Origin of the sequence: Flectobacillus major DSM 103 (assembly GCF_000427405.1) — a bacterium.
In the GTDB taxonomy this organism is placed as follows: Bacteria; Bacteroidota; Bacteroidia; order Cytophagales; family Spirosomataceae; genus Flectobacillus; species Flectobacillus major.
In genome coordinates this window covers 1,568,744-1,590,807 of sequence record NZ_KE386491.1, presented here as the reverse complement: position 1 = coordinate 1,590,807, position 22,064 = coordinate 1,568,744, and the positions used below count along the sequence as shown (strand labels likewise).

Annotated in this window: 13 protein-coding genes; 4 read left to right on the top strand and 9 right to left on the bottom strand. The window is 37.9% G+C overall.

Features of this window, described 5'->3' with window-relative positions:
• Positions 1 to 626: 626 nt before the first annotated feature.
• The 3 genes from FLEMA_RS0108390 to FLEMA_RS67975 all read left to right on the top strand — a co-directional run bounded on the left by FLEMA_RS0108390 (position 627) and on the right by FLEMA_RS67975 (position 3,610).
• Entirely contained in the window at positions 627 to 1,061 is a 435-nt protein-coding gene (locus FLEMA_RS0108390) for a MarR family winged helix-turn-helix transcriptional regulator (RefSeq protein WP_159102667.1), read from the top strand.
• A 305-nt stretch (positions 1,062 to 1,366) separates the two neighbouring features.
• Complete coding sequence (locus FLEMA_RS0108385; protein ID WP_026995081.1) at positions 1,367 to 1,828, top strand: c-type cytochrome; 462 nt, start codon at positions 1,367 to 1,369, stop codon at positions 1,826 to 1,828.
• 252 nt (positions 1,829 to 2,080) lie between these two features.
• Positions 2,081 to 3,610, top strand: coding sequence for a serine hydrolase domain-containing protein (locus FLEMA_RS67975; RefSeq protein WP_081681414.1), 1,530 nt, complete (start codon positions 2,081 to 2,083; stop codon positions 3,608 to 3,610).
• Positions 3,611 to 3,888: 278 nt separating this feature from the next.
• Here FLEMA_RS67975 and FLEMA_RS0108375 read toward each other — a convergent pair whose 3' ends face one another.
• The 5 genes from FLEMA_RS0108375 to FLEMA_RS0108355 form a co-directional block, all read right to left on the bottom strand.
• The gene (locus FLEMA_RS0108375) at positions 3,889 to 5,157 is read right to left on the bottom strand and encodes a TolC family protein (protein WP_052354028.1); all 1,269 of its coding nucleotides are present in this window, start codon (positions 5,155 to 5,157) and stop codon (positions 3,889 to 3,891) included.
• Positions 5,158 to 5,247: 90 nt separating this feature from the next.
• Positions 5,248 to 8,343, bottom strand: a complete 3,096-nt coding sequence (locus FLEMA_RS0108370; RefSeq protein WP_026995079.1) for an efflux RND transporter permease subunit — start codon at positions 8,341 to 8,343, stop codon at positions 5,248 to 5,250.
• Positions 8,344 to 8,398: 55 nt separating this feature from the next.
• Complete coding sequence (locus tag FLEMA_RS0108365) at positions 8,399 to 9,457, bottom strand: efflux RND transporter periplasmic adaptor subunit (RefSeq protein ID WP_026995078.1); 1,059 nt, start codon at positions 9,455 to 9,457, stop codon at positions 8,399 to 8,401.
• A gap of 347 nt (positions 9,458 to 9,804) precedes the next feature.
• Positions 9,805 to 10,443 (bottom strand): class I SAM-dependent methyltransferase, encoded by a 639-nt coding sequence (locus FLEMA_RS0108360; protein ID WP_026995077.1) that lies wholly within the window; start codon positions 10,441 to 10,443, stop codon positions 9,805 to 9,807.
• Between the two features lie 31 nt (positions 10,444 to 10,474).
• A complete protein-coding gene (locus FLEMA_RS0108355) occupies positions 10,475 to 11,116 on the bottom strand; it encodes a hypothetical protein (protein ID WP_144080060.1) in 642 nt (213 codons plus the stop codon).
• A 320-nt stretch (positions 11,117 to 11,436) separates the two neighbouring features.
• On the opposite strand from FLEMA_RS0108355, the gene FLEMA_RS0108350 reads away from it, so the two are divergent.
• Positions 11,437 to 12,027 (top strand): helix-turn-helix domain-containing protein, encoded by a 591-nt coding sequence (locus FLEMA_RS0108350; protein ID WP_026995075.1) that lies wholly within the window; start codon positions 11,437 to 11,439, stop codon positions 12,025 to 12,027.
• Positions 12,028 to 12,037: 10 nt separating this feature from the next.
• Here FLEMA_RS0108350 and FLEMA_RS0108345 read toward each other — a convergent pair whose 3' ends face one another.
• From FLEMA_RS0108345 to FLEMA_RS67970, 4 genes are all read right to left on the bottom strand, one after another.
• Entirely contained in the window at positions 12,038 to 12,247 is a 210-nt protein-coding gene (locus FLEMA_RS0108345) for a heavy-metal-associated domain-containing protein (RefSeq protein ID WP_026995074.1), read from the bottom strand.
• A gap of 66 nt (positions 12,248 to 12,313) precedes the next feature.
• On the bottom strand, positions 12,314 to 14,515 hold the full coding sequence (locus tag FLEMA_RS0108340) for a heavy metal translocating P-type ATPase (RefSeq protein WP_229359392.1): 2,202 nt from the start codon (positions 14,513 to 14,515) through the stop codon (positions 12,314 to 12,316).
• 926 nt (positions 14,516 to 15,441) lie between these two features.
• On the bottom strand, positions 15,442 to 17,994 hold the full coding sequence (locus FLEMA_RS0108330; protein ID WP_026995071.1) for a family 20 glycosylhydrolase: 2,553 nt from the start codon (positions 17,992 to 17,994) through the stop codon (positions 15,442 to 15,444).
• Between the two features lie 304 nt (positions 17,995 to 18,298).
• Positions 18,299 to 21,877: a PAS domain-containing hybrid sensor histidine kinase/response regulator gene (locus FLEMA_RS67970; RefSeq protein ID WP_052354027.1), complete on the bottom strand. Its 3,579-nt coding sequence runs from the start codon at positions 21,875 to 21,877 to the stop codon at positions 18,299 to 18,301.
• Positions 21,878 to 22,064 lie beyond the last annotated feature (187 nt).

Below are 22,064 nucleotides of genomic sequence, written 5' to 3'. Positions count from 1 at the left end.
GTACTAAAAATAGGCTTAGCTAGCTCAAAACGCAGAAAAACGAATATTTTTTTTGTAGTTTTATTTCAATGTACAAAAGCCAAAACAATAATTTAATTACAATTCAAAAATGATAAAAGCTCAAAAGCATATCATTTCGATAAGCTAAAAAGCCATAATTTACGTTTTATCCAGTAGTAAATACCACATATAAAAACCATAAAATAAAATCTCTTCCTGCAAAAAATAAGATAAAAAGAAGTTGAGCCAATAAAATCTCTACACTTTCAGTTAAGAGTCTATTGTTTCAACACTTTTAGGGCAGACGAAGAAATGGGTGCTTGTCAGAATTAGGTTATTGAGTAATGACGGGAATTGAACATTAGATAATCAAACCAATACACCAACGGTTTAGGAGCTGTAGTTTTGTCTACTTATTAAGATAAAAGTACAAATCACAAACAAGGTATTACAACACTGATTATCAACAAATCAACTTTTTATCACTCATATATTTAATTACTTAGCTTTGAGTGTACCACTAAATAAGAATGATTATGACAGAAGAAGATTTAATTAGCCTAGCAGAATTTCGAGCAAGAAAAAATAGGTTATTGGGACGATTATTGAATAAAACATACCGTTTTATGTCAGAATTATCCATCAAATTTTTGACCCAAAAAGGATATGGACATTTTCGTCTAGGGCATATTGTCGCTTTGATTCATATAGATATCGAAGGAGTCAATATCAATTCGATGGCTCAAAAAGCAGGTATGACCAAACAAGGCATGAGTAAATTGGTAAAAGAACTCATGGATGAAGGCTATGTATTTACCGAAAAAGACCCCAACGATGCCAGAGCCATTATTGTTAAACTCACAGATTTAGGCATAAAATGTATTTTGGACTGGAAAGAATGCACCGAATACGTAGATTCTAGCTTTCAAGAAATTATCGGTTTAGAAAAACTCGATACCCTCAAAGATATATTATCAGAGCTATTGTTGCATGCTGGAAGGGAATGTGGCCCAATAGAGTATGATTATAAATCGCTTCAGAAAAAGATTTTTAAACATTAAAAGTCACTGGGCAAAGTTATAATTATCATTTTATCAGCCAGAAAATTCTAAGAAATTGCACCAACAAGTAAGATACCATTTGAGGTGGGTATAAAGGCACAAAGTATTTTTGGTATATCGGGGTTTAGTTTCAACATAATCTATAAAATACTTTAATACAGCTCGTAAAACCATTTTGTGCCTATCTATACCATGTAATTTTGCAGAAAAACTTGATAAAGTATAGATTTGACTATACGTCTTATGCAACGAATTGTGTACTTTTGTCATTAAGATTGCCCCTTTAGCACAATAATTTTATCAAAATGGAAAACAAAATTTTTAAAACCCTTCGCTTTATTAACACCCTATTGATTGTAGTAGTGGTATGCTTTATTTTCACCTTGTTGGCATTTGTGATGCTTCCCAAACAGGAAACCGCAACAACCGCTACTGGTGGAGCCCCTATTGCAGCCGCTCCTGCTGGGCCAGACCTCTCTAATCCTGAAATAGCTAAAGGAAAAGAAGTTTTTACCAATAACTGTTCGGCTTGCCATGCCGTTAGCGACGAAGTAGTAGTAGGCCCAGGCTTAAAAGGTATCGATAGCCGCCGTGACCTAGCTTGGATCACAAAGTGGGTACAAAATCCTCAGAAAGTAATTGCTAGTGGCGATAAATATGCCAACGATATTTTCAAAAAATTCAACGGAACTCAAATGACGGCTTTTCCTAATTTAGGAGAAGAAGATATTAAAGGTGTTTTGGCTTTTATTAAGGCATCGAATTAATCCATAAACCACATGATTTGGTGACTCTTTGTAAAGGCATTAAAATCTCTATTGTTATGGTGCTAAATTCATTCGCTTCATAATAGGAAAGCATAAAATCAAAAGGCTGACTCCATAAGAGTTGGCCTTTTTGATGCCCGTTCACCTTTGCTTTTTTCAGCAGAACGCCCTATTTTCTGATTAATTTTGATGGATAATTTACTACATTATCAAACAAATTCAGTATTTTGTAATAGTCCATTTTCAAAATCAATGATAAATTCAACAAACATGCACTTGATTAAAAAGTTACTTACTATTGGCTGTTTGGGTATTTGTAGTTTGGGGTTGCCTGCTCATGCCCAAGAAGATGCCGAGCGTCTGCAAAAAATCAAAAAAGCTTTACCCCTCATCGACCAGATGTGTAAGGAATATGCCGAAAAAAACCATTTCCCAGGTTTTGTTTATGGCTTGGTAGTCGATGGTCAATTGATTCATACAGGCAATATTGGCTATAGCAATCTGGAACAAAAAATTCAGGCTACTAGCCGTTCCGACTTCCGTATTGCTAGTATGAGTAAAAGCTTTACGTCTATGGCCATTCTCAAACTTAGAGATGAAGGCAAATTGCAACTAGACGACCCTGTTTGGAAATATATTCCAGCTATGAAAAACCAAAAGTATTTAACCAAAGATGCCCCAACAATTACGATCAGGAATTTATTGACTCACTCGGCGGGTTTTCCTGAAGACAACCCTTGGGGCGATAGACAACTGGCTGTTTCTGACCAAGCACTTTTAACCCTTATAGAAAAAGGCATTTCGTTTTCTAATAACCCTAGTACCCAATACGAATACAGCAATCTGGGCTTTACAATGCTAGGCTATATTATCAAGAAAGTTTCTGGCAAAACCTATCAGCAGTATATCAAAGAGCAGATTTTGCTTCCTTTGGGTATGACCCACACCTACTGGGAATACGCCGATGTACCTGCCCAAGATTTAGCTCATGGCTATCGCTGGATCGACAACCAGTGGATTGAGCAGCCCTTGTTGCACGATGGGGCGTATGGTGCTATGGGTGGTCTTATTACAACTATCGAAGATTTTAGTAAGTATATGGCCTTCCATCAGTCGGTTTGGCCAGCTAGCGACGAGCCAGAGAAAGGGCCAATAAAAAGAAGTTCGGTACGAGAAATGCAACAACCTTGGCAATTTAGCGGTTTGAATGTGAATCATAAATACCAAACCAACCGCAAATGTGCAATGGTGAGTGCCTACGGATATGGCCTGCGGCAGTCAACAGATTGTGATGGTAGGCGAATGGTTGGACATAGCGGAGGCTTGCCTGGTTTTGGTAGCAACTGGAATATTTTACAGGATTATGGGGTAGGAATAATGTCGTTTGCTAATCAAACTTATGCGTATGCTAGTTATCTTAATCTTCAAATTTTGGACACTTTGGTATCAGTAGCACAGCTTAAACCTCATGCCATTAAGCCATCGGCTATTTTGAAACAACGCCAAGCTGAATTGGTGAAATTGTTGCCAAATTGGGAGAAGGCCGAGCAGTCTGGCATTTTTGCTGATAATTTTTTCCTTGATTATTTTACTAATACCTTGAAAAAAGAAGCTACAGAGGCTTTTAATAAAGCTGGTAGGGTTATCAGAGTACATGAAATTAAGCCCGAAAATAATTTAAGAGGCTCTTTTATTATTGAGGGTGAAAAAGGAAATATTGAAGTAAACTTTACCCTAACACCCGAAAACCCAGCTTTGATTCAGGAGTACCATATTAAATAACTGATTGAAAACCCCAAATTCAACCTAAAATACTGCTTGGTATTAGGCTTTTGAGAATTATGTTTGAATATAGTTGAAAACTATCTATGTAAAATTTTTCTTATTGCTAAATTTCAATTGATGTTTTTCTAAATAAATACCCCTACCCCTGAGCTTGTCGACTAGTTGTTGAAAATCTGCACATTACGGTAGATTAAGTTGATATTTTACAAAAAATATGGCGTTATTTCAGGCATAAAAGTACCTCGAAATAACGCCATTCACGTAATTTATCAGAATTACATATCTAATTTATAGGCCAATTGCTTCAAATTGATTTCGGCTAATTTGGCTGAATAACTTAGATTATTTAAACGGTACCCAGTATTTTCAAAACTTTGTTGAGCTAACTTCACATCTACAATAGTAGCCTGTCCTAATTCAAAACGCTGCATCACCAATTTTAGTAATTTATTGGCCAAATCATAGTTTTGTTGCTCTGTTTCTAATTGCTTTAGGGCTATAGAATAAGCCTGCCAAGCTTTTAGGGCATTGGCCTGATAATCTTGTATCAGGGTTTCTTTTTGTAATCGGGCGGTTTGGGTATTGATACCCGCAATCTGTATTTGTTTTTGATTTACAGTACCCGTATAAATTGGCATGGAGAAGTTGATACCTATAAAAGGCCCATAATTTTGGTTGAGCAACGTAAAGCCTGCTCCACTTTGGTTTCGTCCATAAGTTACACCCGAGTTAAGGTTGACACTTGGTTTTAGGCGAGCTTTTGCTTCTTTCTCCAAAAATTGATTAATTGTAATTTGCTGATCGGCGGCTACAATATCAGGATTATTGACAATATTGGCTTTCAGGGCTTCCCAATCTATCTTTCTGTCTACCGCAATTGTATCTTCAATTTCGACCTCGCTTTCAGCTTTTAGGGTCATTGCTCGCAATAAATCTGTTTTGGCTTGGTCGGTCAATAATTGTTGAGCTTGAATTGCCTGAATTTGAGTGTTAACATCTAATTTGGCTTGGATAAAATCGGCATCGTTAGACAACCCCACACTGCGGCGAGCTTCAATAATAGCCAAGCGTTCTTTTGAAACCTCTAGGGATTTTTGCAATGTTTTTGAGAAATTTTGTTGCTGAACCACCACATAATATTTCGTCATTACATTGGCCATAATATCCTGAATGGTAGCATTCAATTGTGTTTGGCTTTGTTTCTGCAATTCCTCCAATCGCTTTTTGGTTGTTACTACCCTATATCCATTATACAAAAGTATTGTACCCGTAATATTCATGGATGTATTGTTGGAAGACACGCCATTTCTATTGATAGATGTACCGTTGGTAAGGTCTTGGTTTAGGTTGGTCAGCTGCTCGGTATTGGCTGCTGTAGCCGTTACTGTTGGCAAGCCACCAGCTACCCCTATATGATTATTGATAGAACTAACTGCCAAGACATTTTTTGACACCTGTATTTCTAAACTATTTTTGAGTGCCGTATTCACTGCTTCATTTAGTGTAAGGCGTTGCTGAGCCATAACACCACAGGGCAGTAGCATTGCTATGAAACTATATTGAAAAAGACTTTTCATTTGCTTTTAATTATGATGTAAGTAATTGCTTACTGATAATTGGTATGTTGATTGAGGCTACTGATGAGCTTCAACCAAAGTATCTTCTGAATCTTCGGGCTGATGGTCTTTTTTACCTGAAACGAAGGTATAAACCGCTGGGATAACCAACAACGTAAGGATCAACGAAAACAAGATACCTCCCACAATTACAGTTCCTAATGGGATACGGCTTGTGGCGGCTGCACCCAAACTCAAGGCAATAGGCAATGCCCCTAGCGAGGTAGCTAAACTTGTCATCAAAATTGGGCGTAAACGCTGAACAGACGCTTCAACTACCGCTTGTCGAATTGGTAAACCTTCGGCTCTTTTGTGGTTGGCAAATTCAACAATCAAGATACCGTTTTTGGTTACTAAGCCAATCAACATAATCATCCCAATTTGCGAGAATATATTGATCGTTTGGTTAAATACCCAAAGGCTCAATAATGCACCAGCCAAAGCCAGTGGCACTGTTATCATAATGGTAAGAGGGTCTTTGAAACTTTCAAATTGAGCCGCCAACAATAAGTAAATCAATACCAATGCCAAAATAAAAGCAAAGCTTGTATTAGAAGAACTTTCGGCGTAGTCTCTTGAAGGGCCATTCAGTGCAGTTTGGAATGTATTGTCCAGTGTTTTGTTGGCAATTGCCTGCATAGCCTTTACGCCATCGCCAATGGTTTTTCCTTCGGCCAACGATGCCGAAATAATCGCAGATTTCAAACGGTTAAAGTGAAAAATCGTTGGAGGATTACTGCTTTCTTCCAAATTTACAACAGCACTCAATGGAATTCTTTCGTTACGAATATTGGTTACGTACAAGTTTTTGATATCAACAGGCTGTTTACGGTCTTTGCGTTCTACCTGTGCTACTACTTGGTACTGACGGCCGTTCATTGTAAAATAAGCCAAACGTCTTCCCGAGAATGCCCCTTGTACTGCTCCTACTACATCTTGTGTACTTAGTCCAAGGTCTTTGATTTTGATGCGGTCGAATGTCATCAATAATTCGGGCTTGTTAAACTTGAGGTTAACGTCAACGTTTTGGAAAGTTTTATCATTTCGGGCTTCTTCCATAAACTTAGGTATCACCTCCTTGATTTTATTCAAGTCTACATTTTGAAGTACAAATTGTACTGGCAACGACCCTCTCGACCCCAAACCTACAGAAATCGTTTGTTCTTGTACAGCAAAAATTCTTGCATTATTGAACTGTTCTGTCTTTTTGTTCATGTACTTGGCTATCTCGGCCTGACTACGTTTTCTGTTTTGTGGGTCAGTTAAACCAATACGTGCAATCGATGAGTTTGTACCGCCACTACCACCAAAACCTGGTACGGCATTAAATACAAAGTCTTTTTCTGGAATAGAATCGTTGAGGAACGTGGTAAGTTCGTCAGATACCTGTTGGGTAAAAGCAAAGCTCGAACCTTCGGGCGTAGACACCGTAAAACGCACACTACTTTTATCTTCCATTGGGGCAATTTCACTTTGGAGGTTTTTGCCCGTAAACCAAATAATACCACCACAAATTGCTACAACCACCCACGCTACCCAGCGTACTTTCATAAAAGCTTGGAGGAGTCGTTTGTAGCCATTTTCCATACCTGTAAAAAATGGTTCTGTTTTGTTATAAAACCACCCATGCGAATCACCTTTGCGGCTCATATACACATTGAGTACTGGCGTAATCGTCAAGGATACAAAAGCCGAAATAAGTACAGCCCCTGCTACCACAATACCAAATTCACGGAACAAACGCCCGACAAAACCTTCTAAGAATATTACAGGTAAAAACACCACTGCTAGCGTTAGCGAGGTAGATATTACTGCAAAGAAAATCTCTTTACTTCCTTCCAAGGCTGCCTTACGTACAGGCATCCCTTCTTCCATTTTACGGAAAATATTTTCTGTAACTACAATACCATCATCTACTACAAGCCCTGTGGCCAATACAATACCCAACAAAGTAAGTACATTGATAGAGAAACCTGCCCAATACATTACAAAAAACGTAGCAATCAATGAAATAGGAATATCTATCAAAGGACGAATCGCAATAAGCCAGTCACGGAAAAACAAGAAAATTACAATGATTACCAAGCCCACCGAAATTAATAAGGTTTCTTCTACTTCTTTCAGCGAGTTTCTTACATTTTTGGTATTGTCAATCAATAACTTAAACTCAATATCCGATTTGTTTTCTTTTTTGATTTCTTCTAATCTTTTATAAAACTCATCGGCAATATTGATATAATTTGCTCCAGGCTGTGGAATAATGGCCAATCCTACCGAATATACGCCATTGTATTTCCAAGCAGCTTCAAGGTTTTCGGGGCCTAGTTCTATCGACGCTACATCGCCCAAACGCACAATTCCATTAACATCCTGCTGAATAATCAAATCACGAAATTGTTGTTCGGAAGTAAGGCGACCCATAGCACGGATAGTCATTTCGGTGTTGTCGCCATAAATTTTACCTGCTGGCAACTCTACGTTTTCACGCGATAAAGCCGTTTGGATATTAGTAAACGACACATTGTGCGAGTTCATCATATCGGGCTTTAGCCAGATACGCATAGCATAACGCTTCTGTCCTAAAATATTTACACCACTTACATCGGCAATAGTCTGAAAGCGTTGTTGCAAAACATTTTCGGCATAATCGCTTAGTTCAAGTAAGCCTTTACTTTTACTTTGAATAGCCAAAAGCAAAATAAAATCACTATTGGCATCGGCTTTAGAAACTACAGGAGGGGCATCAATATCTTGGGGTAAGTTTCGTACCGCTTGCGATACTTTGTCACGCACATCGCTGGCGGCGGCTTCAAGGTCAACACCAAGGTTAAACTCTACTGTAATAGCACTTCTACCCAAAGTACTCGACGATGTAATGGCTTTGATACCCGGAATACCATTGATTTCTTTTTCTAATGGTTCGGTAATCTGATTTTCAATAATATCGGGGTTGGCACCCGTATAGGAAGTTGAAACCGTAACAATTGGAGGGTCAATAGCGGGGTAATCACGCACCGACAAAAATGAAAAACCTACTGCTCCAAATAGCACAATCATGATGTTCATGACAGTGGCAAAAATAGGTCTTTTTAACGATAATTCTGAAATATTCATACTGATACGAGCGTTCTTTGTTGATAAATTATGCTTGGTAATGGGTAAAGATAGGTTACTTATCTGAACGCTCTACCTTTCTAATTTTAACGGGTTTTCCCGGTCTTGCAAATAACACACCGCCTACAACCACGGTATCACCAGTGCTAATACCACTTTTTATTTCTACGTACTCTTCATTACGAATACCCGTTTCTACATCTTTGAAAGTTGCCTGACCATTTTTGATTACTACCAATTTCTTATTTTTATCATCTGGAATAATTGCGTTGGTCGGAATCATGATGCTATTTTTGCCACTTCCATTATTGACATACACTTTTACGAATGTACCCGGATTGGCGTTACATTTTGATAACAAGGCTCTTACCTGCAAATTACGAGTAGTAAGGTTGATTTGAGGCTCGACAGCCACCACGGTAGCTTTACAGCGTGTTTTTACGGCACCATCAACCTCTACTTCTACTACGCTTCCTTTGCGAATAGAACCCGAGTATTCTTCGGGCAAAGTAAAGTCTACTTTCAAAACACTCACTTGTTGAATAGATGCAATTAAGGTAAGAGGAGTAATATAAGCTCCAGGGCTTACTTTTCTCAAACCCATAACGCCCGTAAAAGGGGCTTTTAATACAGTTTTGTCAATCAATGTTTGAGTATAGGCAATATCGGCTTTTAGGCTATTTACCTGATTCAAGGCCAAATCATAGTCGGCTTGATTTACCCCATTGATAGCCAATAATTTACCCAAACGTTGTTCTGTTTTTTGGGCCAATTCTAATAATACTTTCGACTTATTGAGCTGTGCTTGTAAATCGCCATCAAATATTTTAGCAATCACTGTACCTTGTGCAATAGTAGCCCCTTCGGGTACATTCAAATAGGTTAGACGACCGCTCACTTCTGGGTGAAGCTCGACGTATTCGTTGGCTACAATAGAACCATTGGCCTCTAAGATATTGCTAATTGATTCGGGATAGGCTACCACTACGTCAACGATTGCAGGTTTATCTTCTTTTTGACCTGATTCTTCCTTCTTTTTGCTGTGACAACTTGCCATAAGCAAACAAATTGCAACGGCAATCTTAGGCGTTAGTGGAGAGTAAGCTGTTTTCATAAGTATTATTAACTATATTAATTTGCCAAGTTGATTTGAATGTAATTATTATTGAGCTAATGCTGGCTTGAATACTGGTTTGTTTATTTAAAATCGACCGAACTTAATAAATTTCGTGCAACTTACTCACCGCTTTTATACGAAAGTGTCATTTATTTCGCCCAACACCCCATAACTTCAGACATCAGATTGGGACAGGTCTTTTTCAAAAATTACGTTAAATATTACAGATTCTGTTTTGGAGATATACTTGACTGGCAAAATTTTGCTACCTAATAGATATTGACCTATTTCTTTGCCGATACCCTTTACTACCCATAAACACCTGATTATAAGTCAATAACGTATCATTTCAATTGCCAAAGCTGTGACCTTACAAAGCCATTCAAAAAGGTAATATCATGCAGCAATATCAGCGATTCCTTGCTTAGGGCATACTGATAGTCTGGCAATTGAGTATTTTTTACCCCACTTACTACGCTAAAAAATCCATACATTATTTTAGCTAAAATTTGCTGAAAAGGATGAACTGTAGCAAAAAAATCGGTGTGTAACCAGTAGCTATCGGGATATAGGTGTTTTTTGAGGGTAGGAATAAAATGTTGTTGTAATACACTATCTGAAAATAAATCAAGCACAAAGGGTGTAATGACAATATCGAACAGCATATCGGCCGAAAGGGCTGTTTCATCGCCTTCAATATACTGAATTGTACACTCATAAAATGTATTTTGAAGCCTTTTCTGGCTCATCGCTATCATCGACGATGATACTTCTAAGTACACAATATGGGCAGGGCTGCATGCTTGAATAACAGCTTCCAAAATCCAGCCTGTGCCTCCTCCTACTATTAGAATATGTTTGTTTTTGGGCAAAACACTAAGCCAATACTGCTGTGCTTCCTGCAATTTTTGTCCAAAAACCATCCGACTAAGTTTATCGTAAATAGGTGCTACCAAATTGAAATTATGCCCTAGTCGAATCATTGGTTTTGTTGGTTTACCTAATGTGTGGTCACTAAAAACTATAAGCAAGACCTATCGAGGCCGTCATGATTTTTTTGGAAGGAATAATCACCAGCCCTGTTTTGTCTATCAGAGTAAGGTTGGCCTCTTGGTTGGGGGTATACAGCAAGAAATAATTGCCTTCTATATTAACTTGCAAAACCTTATTTACTTTTATCAAACAGCCTATTTTGGGCAAAAACAAATAACTCGCAAGGTCGTTCATAAATTCACTGTTTTCGGGAAAAGCCAATAAAGGAGAGGTAACTTTCATAAAATTGAGTCCTGCCTCAAAACCTACAAAGGGAGCAATACGTTTTCCAATTGGAAAATACCTTGCACCTCCCATACTAATGGCTACATTGCTGGTAGAGTTTTCTCCTACAGATGTAGTTTGCTGAAAACGTGCCGCACGATAAGAGATGGATAAAGCACTTTTAGGGTTGGGGAAATAAGCAAAAGTTGCTCCTTCAGACACTTTTCCTTTTTCGAGCGAATTGGAACTAAAAGGTATACCTGCGTTTAGCACTATTGCAAAATTGCCCACTAGATTCTCTTCTATTTCTTGTGCCTTGGCAGGTGTTGCCATTAGTATAATACAGCACAGGCAGAGTACCTGTAGGGTTTTTCTTATAAAATAGGTTGAATTCATCATTTTTTTTACTTTCAATAATAACTTGAGCCTCCAAAAGTAAGCAGTTTGTTCCATAAATCTGCCATATTGCTCGTAAATACGTTTGTATCTATTCAAGGAACTTTCTTGTTGTTTTTTCTGGTTAAAAAATTACGCAACTTGAGCTTATCGACAATTGACTTGTTATCAGATTATTATATATCTTTTTGATTACTTGATATTTTACGGCATAGCCTTTCACAAAACAATTTGTTCATACTATATGCAATAAAATTGCTGTACTCTTGAACAAGCATTTAGTAAATTGCGTGTACTGCCAAATAACAAAAGAACTTACCGAGATGATACTTTATATAAAAAATATGGTTTGTAACCGCTGCAAACTGGTTGTTGGCCAAATTCTTCAAGAACAAAATATTCCTTATTCGCAAATTCATTTGGGAGAGGTAAATACCCGTAATACCTTGGATACACCTCAACAAAATAAACTTAATGAACGCTTACAAGCATTTGGATTTGAATTGCTCAACGACAAGCAAGAACAATTGGTAGAAAAGGTAAAAACAGCTATTATCGAGCTACTTCATACTTATCCCGATTATTTACAAAATCAGAAATTTTCTGTTTGGTTATCTGATAAAATCGGCAAAGATTTTAAACAAATAAGTACACAGTTTTCTGATAGTGAAGGTATTACATTAGAACAATACTTAATTATTCAAAAAATAGAACGAGTAAAAGAGTTATTGGTTTATAATGAACTTAATATTAGTCAAATTGCTGATTTGCTGGCTTATAGCAGTGTACAATACCTTTCTAATCAGTTCAAAAAAATAACTGGACTTACGCCCAGTCAGTTCAAAAATACCAAACAAGCTTACGCTATTCGAAAGCCTTTGGACAAGGTTGGTGAAATACCCCTTGCCAAGTAGCTGATGATTCTTATACCTTTTTGGCCTCGAATCCTGCTTTGGCAATAGTTTCGATAATCAACTCTGCCGATAGGTCTTCGCCTTCAACGGTCAATAGTTTATCTGGATTGTCAGTAGCCACTTTCCAGTTTTCTATTTCTTCTATTTGGTTTAAAAATGGCGTAACCTTACCAACACAACCTCCACAGTTGATATTGGTTTTGAATTGAATTTTTTCCATGATAATTAAGTGTTAAATGTAATTAATTTGCGTAGTTATTGTAGGTAAATCAACTTGGTTACAACCCTAAAGTTTATACAAGCGAATCCTCAAACTATTGCTTACTACCGATACCGAACTTAGGGCCATAGCCGCACCTGCCAACATGGGGTTCATCAAAAAACCATTGATAGGATACAACAACCCTGCGGCAATCGGGATACCTATAATATTATAAATAAAAGCCCAAAACAAGTTTTGCTGAATTGTTAAGTGTGTTTTCTTTGATAACGCAATTGCCGAAGGAATAGTCATCAAATCTGATGAAATAAGGGTCATTTTAGCCACATTCATCGCAATATCCGAGCCTTTTCCCATGGCAATACTTACATCGGCCTGAGCCAATGCCTGCGAGTCGTTGATACCATCGCCAACCATAGCCACTACTTTTCCTTCTTGTTGAAGTTGTTTAATAAAAATAGCCTTATCGTTGGGTAGCATTTCTGCTTTATAATGCTTAATAGCCATATCCTTCGCTACTTTTTGGGCAGTTTGGCTATTATCGCCCGTAAGCATATATACTTCTATTCCTTGCTGGGTAAGGGCTTTTATGGCTTCTTTTGAATGTGCCTTCACGGTATCTTCCAAAGCAACAATAGCCAGAATTTGGGTAGTATTGGCCATTACTACCAAAGTTTTAGCCTCCGATTGCCACTGCTCGATAGGCAACCCTTGTATGCTATAGCCAAGCTCCTTCATCCATTTGGGGCTACCAACCCAATACATCTGCTCTTGAACAACTCCTTTAATTCCTTTTCCTGCAACATTTTCAAACTGTGTTACCACAGGCATTTGCTTTTTATAATCTTGTAGAAATTGTGTAATAGAAGCCGCCAAAGGATGAGCCGATGCTGTTTCGAGCGACAAAAAAGTGGCTTTCAAAAAATCATCATCACTTTGCCAAAAAGTATCTACAATGGCGGGTTTTCCTTCAGTAATAGTACCCGTTTTGTCCAATACAATAGCATTGACCCGATGAGACAACTCCAAACTTTCAGCATCTTTGATAAGTATTCCTTTCTCTGCACCTTTGCCTATACCTACCATAATAGCTGTTGGCGTAGCAAGCCCCAAAGCACAAGGACAAGCAATTACCAAAACCGACACCGAAGTTAATAAGGCATAAGTCAAGGCATTGTCACCTCCCAAAATCATCCAAAGCGTACATGTCAAAACAGCTAACCCCAAAACAATAGGCACAAAAATAGCCGCAATTTTATCGACCAAATGCTGAATCGGAGCTTTACTACCTTGAGCCTCTTGTACTTTCTGAATAATTTGAGCCAGTAAAGTGCTTGCTCCAACTTTTTCAGCCAAAAACTTAATGTTACCTTGTTGGTTTACAGTGCCTGCAAATACCTTAGTACCTTTGAGTTTTTCAACAGGTATAGGTTCGCCCGAAATCATACTTTCATCTACAAAAGAATGCCCCGACAACACTTTGCCATCTACAGCAATACGTTCGCCAGGTTTTACAACAATCCTATCTCCTATTCTTACACTGGCTACATCTACTTCTTTTTCTTCACCATTTTCAATAATCCAAACCGTTTTGGGTTGGATACCCATTAGTTTTTTAATAGCCGACGAAGTATTGGATTTGGCTTTTTCTTCTAGCAATTTGCCCAATAAAACAAACACAATCACCACAGCAGAAGCCTCGAAATAAACATGTGGGTGCAAGCCTCTAGCATGCCAATACGCAGGATTGAGCGTATTGAATACACTAAAAATATATGCAATACCTGTACTCAAGGCCACAAGGGTATCCATATTGGCCGTACCATTGCCCAATTGCTTCCAAGCATTGATAAAAAAACTACGCCCAAAATAAAAAACTACGGGAGTACTCAACACCCATGCTACCCCATTAGCCCACTCATAATCCATCATAAACATTCCTATCACCGCAACTGGCAAAGAAAATACGCCTGCCCATATTGTATTGGTTTGCAGTGATTTAAGTTTATTTTCTTTATAAGCTTCTACTTTTTCCTGAATATTGTCGGTAGCAATAATCAAATCATAGCCTATTGCCTGTACCTTTTCTTGAAGCAACTCTTTTGAGGTAATAGCCTCATCTATAGTCAATTGAACTGATTCGTTAGCAAAATTCACCGAGCAAGCCAATACCCCTTCTTGTTTTTTCAATACACTCTCGACACTGCTTGCACAGGCCGCACAAGTCATACCTGTAACAGGCAACTGCAAAGATTGGGAATGATTCATAACCTCTTCCATAATGTTGTTGATTTATGCAACAAAATTAGGCTGGTTGGCACAAGAAAGTGTTACACAATTAGGAGAAAGATGTATAAAATTATCATTGCGAGCAGGTTTGTTGCAGGGCAAAAAAAAAGGATGTTCTTGTATGAACACCCTAATTTTATGTGCTATTAACAGCAACTGTATTAATTTGGATAATAATTTCAACTGAAGGGTAATAAAAATGATTATTGGTGTTGGATAAAATAAAACACTATTTATTAGGGCAAAAGGACACAGAGTGATTGAAGGTTTTAGGGTCGACTATCCCAAAAATACTTTGTGCCTTTATCCCAAGACAGATAATGCTTTACTTTGTCTTTATTTAATTAAGTTGTCTCTAATTGATTTGTTATTACAAAGATTGATTATTACTTCTATAAAAACTTCTATTTTTTTACAGTGATGTTTTTTGTAATATTTTCATAAAAAATTGAATTTATATAAATCCTGCTGAACCTATACAAATACGCTGGTTGCTGGCTCAAACAGGTATTAAAAATCTTATTTTTCCTGTTAGTTGTCATGAAAAAATTACGAAGAAGAATGTATACTGAAGAATCAAAACACGAGGCATCCGAATTTAGTGAATGGTGATTATTTTTGAAGATACTTTGCGGCTAAAGATATGTCATGCTGATATTTAACATTCAAAAGGCGGTCGAAAATTGTTTTTCGACCGCCTTTTGAATGAATAGCCCCTAATTTTTATTGACGACCTTATGAATCTCAACAAACACAAATAAGAAGTTTTTAATATTACCTAAAATTCGAGATGACTCATTTGTAGACACAAAACATTACGTCTCTATTGCTGGCAAGGTAGACATCAAGAATAATCACCCATGTTTGTATCAATTTGAAATAGCTTTAAATAGCAACCTATATCTCTATTTGTTTTGTACCTGAATACTTCTGCCAGCTCTTCCTTTGCTATTAAATACTTTTAAGGTGATAACTCCTTTTTCGGTAATTGGATTTTGGTATATTTTGCTCTGGGCTGTTGGTTCTGAGCCATCAGTAGTATAGCGAATGGTAAAGCCTTTGAACTGAACATTGGCTAGCACTTGCCCGTTTTGTATTGTTGCCCCAGCCGTTGGGATTCGGTACAAATAGCCTCCTTCAAAAGTATCTAAGCGTGGGAGTTCTTTTTTACTTACTACATTCACAAAGGTTGACCATGCTTGGTCGTAAAGCTCTTTGTATTTGGTAGCATCAGAGGCATTGGCCCAATCGGGGTCGGCAGCCCATGCTCTTTCGGCCAAACCAAAAAGTTTTGGCAACAACATATATTCTAATCGTTCGGGAGTTTTGATACTTTCGCTCCATAACAAACCTTGAATACCTACAATATTTGACTTTCCGTAATCGGTAAGGCGGTCTTTACCCAAGAAATACGACGGTGCAATAGGATTGCCACGGCGGTCTTCGGTAGAGTTTTTGTAATAATCATAAGGAATAAAATAGAACGGTTTGTCCATATCCACAAAACCACCCCAATAATAACCAGGCTCTTCAAAAGTTTTTTGATATGACAAATCAAAATACATATTGCTTACACACGACAAGATTACTCGATAGCCTGCATTGGCCAATCGGTACGGGAGGTCTTCGGCACCCCACCCAATCATATTATTCCAAACATTTACTTGAAAGTTTTCATTGGCTAAAACAGGGTTTGGAATCATGGTTTTGTTGCCATCTAATACTGTTTTACGCATAGCAATTTCTTCCCATCCTGACAAAAACAAACCTTTTGCCTTTAAAATAGCGTTCACTTTTCCAAAATAGTAATACCATAAATCGTCTGTATTTTTGAGCGAGGGCGTATTTTTGATTAATTCCTGACAAATAGGTGATTTTTCCCAAACACCCGCAGGTACTTCGTCGCCACCAAAATGAATCGTTGTGAGTGGAGCTTGAGCTTCTTGGTACATCAATACAATTTCATTGACAATTTTTTCGGCAAACTCATACACCGACGGGCGACCTACACACATGACGTTGTCGCGCCAAAGTTGTGCTGTACGGTATTCTGACTGGTCGTTGGGGTCTTTCAATAAATAGCGTTCGGCTTCGGTAGGATTGCCCAATGCCATATATTTTTCGTAACGAGCATCCATTGCCTTAATAGAAGCCCGAGCATGACCCGGCGATTCTACCTCTGGAATAATTTGGATATGGCGTTCGGCAGCATAACGGAGCAAGTCTATAAACTCTTGGCGGGTATAAAAACCACTGGCAGAAGTAACACCAGCTACAGGGCCAGCACCAAATGAAGCAGGCAAATACTTTTTGCTATCGAGGGTATGCCCACGCATAGCACCTATTGCAGTTAGTTCTGGCAAATCGGGGATTTCTAAACGCCAGCCTTCATCGTCAATAAAGTGTAAATGCAAAACATTTAGCTTATAGGTAGCCATCAAACTGAGTATTTTTTTAACCTCTTGGGGTGTTTGAAAATTTCTGGCTACATCCAACATCAAGCTTCTAAAACCAAATCTTGGGGCATCTTTGACTTTTATGGCTGGAATAGTAATTGTTGTTGTGGCTTTGTCGGTGGCTTGCCACGGAAATAGGCATTTGAGCGATTGAACAGCATAAAAAGCACCAACACCCGACGAGGCCACGATTTCTATACCTTCGTTACTAATATGTAAGGCATAAGCTCCTTCTGGAGAATTATCTTTTCGAAAAACAATGGCCGAGCCATTTACTTCTGAAACAATTTCGGGCTTTTTACCTACTATTTTTTCTATATCAGCCCCCAACAAAGTAGCTTCATTCAGGAATTCCTTTTGTGCTAAAATCTGGGTATTTTGACTAAGCACAAATTGCCCCGCTTGCCACTGGTAGCTTTGTGGAGTCGGAAAAATTGGTGGCAATTGGCCTAGGGGAATATCTTTGATAAGCTCATTTTTGGCAAATACTTTATCGGCCGTTGTATAGCCTACTTTATCTTCTTTGGGTGGTTTTATGCTATAATTGGTAATACTTTGTGCCGCTGCTGGATTGGCATTATCGACAAAGTACATACCAAATGGCACATCAGAAACATTAACGAAAAGCTCGGACGAAACAAACGAAATCGTTAGGGATTCGTTGGGTTTAAGGGCTTTGAAGGAATTAGAAGGATATAAACGAAAAATATCGCCATTAACCGCTTCGATATGTACACCGCCTGTTACCGAACTTGGGTCTATATCCCGAATATAATTAAAATACAAAGTCCAGTTTGCAGAAGGCAATACAGTTTTGCCTGTGTTGGTCAAGGTAAATGCCGACAAATATTGTCTTTTACCAAGATATTCATTCTCTGTGAGTTCCCACTGAACTTTCAAGCCTTTGGGGTCAAACAGCTTGGTGTTTTTCTGGCCCAATAGCGTATGAATACTACCAAAAAGAGCAAGAAAAAGGAATAGTTTTTTACTAAGTTTTATCATGTTTTTCAATAAAATTGGGTTGTTTTTAAGAAATTACTGGTACAATTTAATCATAAAACATGAAATACCTATTGGGTTGAATAGCTATAAGTAATTATGTCGTTTTTGGGGGGGCTTTTTATTTTAACCACTATTTAGTAAGTAACTTTAAGCTTCGTATTCATAATACTGCATGCTACAATATTGTTGGTATAAAAGCTTATTAAATTACAAAACCCTCTTGTGCCTGTAGCACAAGAGGGTTTTGTTGCTGAAGATGGGTAGACAAGCAAAATGCCAAAAAAAAGACAAATTCTAGCATTCTTTATGCATCAAGATATTGCTTAATCAGAGGCTTTAGGTAAATCACTTCTTCTTCTACGGCATCGAGCAAGGCATTGATTTTGTCTTTATCCCAAACTTTCACTTTTTCTATTTTTTCAATTCTTTTGGCTAGTACAGTCATTCCAGCAGACAACGCTGTGCCTTTTATTTTGTGTCCAAATCTATTGAGGGCTTCTAAATTTCCTTGTTCTATCAATGTTTTAAACTGTACCATAATCTCATCAATTTGTTCTAATACCATTTCTAGTATTTCTTTAGCCAATGCAGGGTCATCGCCCATTCTCGCACATAAATCCTCCCAATCCAAGTGCTCATTGTAACTTGTAATTACATTTTTTCCTTCTTCTTCTATCATAATACTTTTATCATCCAACCACTTTTCTAATATATGTGCAATAGTTGCCCTTACAAAAGGTTTGGTCACGTAATCATCCATACCTGCCTCTAGGCAGCGTTCGTTTTCGCCTTTTACTGTACCTGCTGTAAGAGCAATAATTGGCGTATGACGACCCGACTCTTCCATTCGTATAACTCTGGTAGCTTCATAACCGTTCAATTCGGGCATCTGAACATCCATAAGAATAAGGTCGGGATGGTGTTTTTCGTACAAAATTACGGCTTCTAAACCATTCTCGGCTTTAATGAGCTCTACGTTTGGTAGAATTGTAGTTAATACGGTGGTGGCCAACAACATATTTACATTGTTGTCTTCGGCAATTAGAATTTTGTATTTCTGCTTATCAAAGTATGGGGCATTTCCTTTTTCTTGAGTTCCTTGATAAATTCGGCCTTCACCTTGTTTGGCCAAATGCGACAGGGCATCGTAAAGCTGGAAACTGGTAATTGGTTTTACTAATTTTTTATGTACTTCTAATTCGGCACAAGCAGTATTGATATATTCGTCGTCGGACGAGCTATGCAAGAGTATGATGGGGATATTCAAGCCTAGATTTTTACGAATATTCCAGATAGTTTCGATACCATTCATATACGGCATGTGATAATCCACAATAACAACATCAGGAATCTTGGTATTTTCGGTAAGTAGATCCAATGCTTCGATACCACTTCTTGATAGTTGAGCCTGAATATTTTTGAGTGCTAACATATCTTCCAAAATCAAGCGATTATTGAGGTTATCGTCAACAATCATTACATCGTGAATATTGGTTAGGTTGTCCCAAACAATAGGTTTATCATGCTTTGTTTTGAAAGAAAGTTCAAAACAAAAAGAACTTCCCTTACCTAATTCGCTTTCTAACTTCAGCGAACTATCCATCAGCGACAACAATTGATTAGAGATAGTGAGTCCTAGCCCAGTACCGCCAAATTTACGAGTTACAGAAGCATCTTCTTGGGCAAATGCTTCAAATATCTTCTGTGAGTTTTTGGGGGCAATACCCACGCCTGTGTCTCGCACGGTAAACCTAAACCTACAAGTATCGTTTAAAGTAGCTTCCAGCACCTCCACTTTTAGTTCGATTTCGCCATTGTTGGTAAATTTGACAGCATTGCTCAACAAATTCACCAATATTTGACGTAACCGAACGGCATCCGCCCAAATAAACCTTGGTACATTCGAGGCTATATTGAGCAATACCTCCAAGTTTTTTTCATGAGCTTGGTATTTAATTAGGTCGATTACTTGGCTACTAAGCTCGATAATATCAGATTGTTCTATCGATAATTCTAGTTTACCTGCTTCAATTTTAGAGAAATCCAAAATATCATTAATAATATCGAGCAGCGAATGAGCTGAATGAAAAATTGTTGACACATATTGTTTCTGCGTTTCGGCCAACTCTGTTCGCATCAGCAGATCGGTAAAACCAATAACGCCATTAAGTGGTGTTCTGATTTCGTGGCTCATATTGGCCAAAAATTCGGATTTGGCTAAGCTAGCTGCCTCGGCATGTTCACGAGCGGTCAAAAACTCATGTTCTATACGTTTGCGAGTAGTGATGTCTCGTACAACGGCTTGAATCAATTGTTCGCCTTCAATATTAAGTTTAGACAGCAGTATTTCTGCAGGGAAAGTCTCAGCATTGTCCATTCTTTTACAAATCCACTCAAAACTATGGCGACTTTCACGAAGGCATTCCATAATATGTTCCTGCAAAACAACCTGCATGTCGCCCTCTTTCTGTTTGTCGGCCGAAAGGGCAAAAGCTGACATTTTACATATTGCCTCCTTGGTAGAAGCTCCAAAAAGAGCAATAGCCGCAGGATTGCAATCGATACACCGTTGTTGGTTCAATACCAATACGGCATCGCTGGTAGAGTTATACAAAGCCCTAAACTTGGCTTCAGAGCGAACGATTTCGTTTTCTACTTCTTTGTACCTAGTAATATCGTGTAAATAGCCATGCCAAATTACGCTATTTTCGAGCCTTTCGGGGGTAGACTCGCCACGCACCCAACGCTTGCCTTTGTTGGGAACAACGATTCTAAAATCTACCACTTTTACGGTAAGATTTTTGAAAGATTCTTCGATAGCACCAAAAAATATGGGCAAGTCGCTTCTATGAATCCGTTCAAGCATTGTCTCTACAGTAGTTTTGCCTTTTTCGTACTTAATTTCAAACAACTCAAAAAGGCCATCAGAGGCAAAAGGAATAGTAATTCGGCCGTCATCAAACCGCTTGAGCTGATACAAGCCACCAGGCACTTGGTCTGATAACTTTTTGAAAAGGCGATTGGTACGTTGTATTTCTATTTCTGTTTTTTTGACTTGGTCAATATCTTTGAAAGTACCATACAGGCGAATACACCTACCGTCGAGGTATTCGCCTTGCCCTTTGATTTGTATCCATTTTTTATTTTTCAGGGCAGTTTCTATCGTTACCTCTATATCGAACGGAATACCCTCTTTTACAGCAAGTGATATAGCATTTATGAGTAAATCTTTGCTGTTTTGGTCTGGATAAAACTCCATTCCTGTTAGAACATCAGGTTGAAAATCTTGCGATACTTCAAATATCTCTTTGGCTATATTACTCCATTTAATCTGTTTGGTATTCCAATCAACCTCCCATCCACCTACCAGAGCTATTTGGTTAATTTGTTCTGAAATTTCTTGTGTTCTAATCAGTTCTTCCTCTTTCTCGTCCCATTCAGCATTTTTTACTACAAAAGTTTGATTTTTGATTGGTTCTTTTTGTGAGGTAATATCTTCAAAATATGACACCACTTTTTGTTGGCCATCGGCTTCTTCAACCAATATACCACTGGATTTAATCCATAAAAAACTTCCTTTTTTATGACGAACCCTAAAAACCACCTCATAAGTTGTTTGTTTGGTTTCTATCAATAATTGAAAAGCCTCGATAATTATAGCTAGGTCGTGCGGATGAATATGAGATTGCCATGAACCTAGGCTATTGTTGATATTGTCAGAAGAATTGTTATAGCCCAATAACTCCCAGATTCGAGGTGCATTCCAGTATTGTGCTGGATTATCAATATCCCACGTCCATAAGCCTCGCAAAGCTACTTGATTAATAAAATCAAGAGTTTGTGGATTATGTAAATCAACAACATTTCGTTCTACGTGACTCATAAATCAATTAGCGTAAGAATTGGTATTAATATAAAATCATTACGTATTCTTTGCCAGTATTATTTAGTGTTCTATTAGACATTTTGCTCAAATCCAGTTCTAGTCTGCTATTTATTACCGATTGCAAATATTCTTATATTTTGGCTTTAATTGATAACCAAAAAGATAAAAATACTTAAAAATCCAA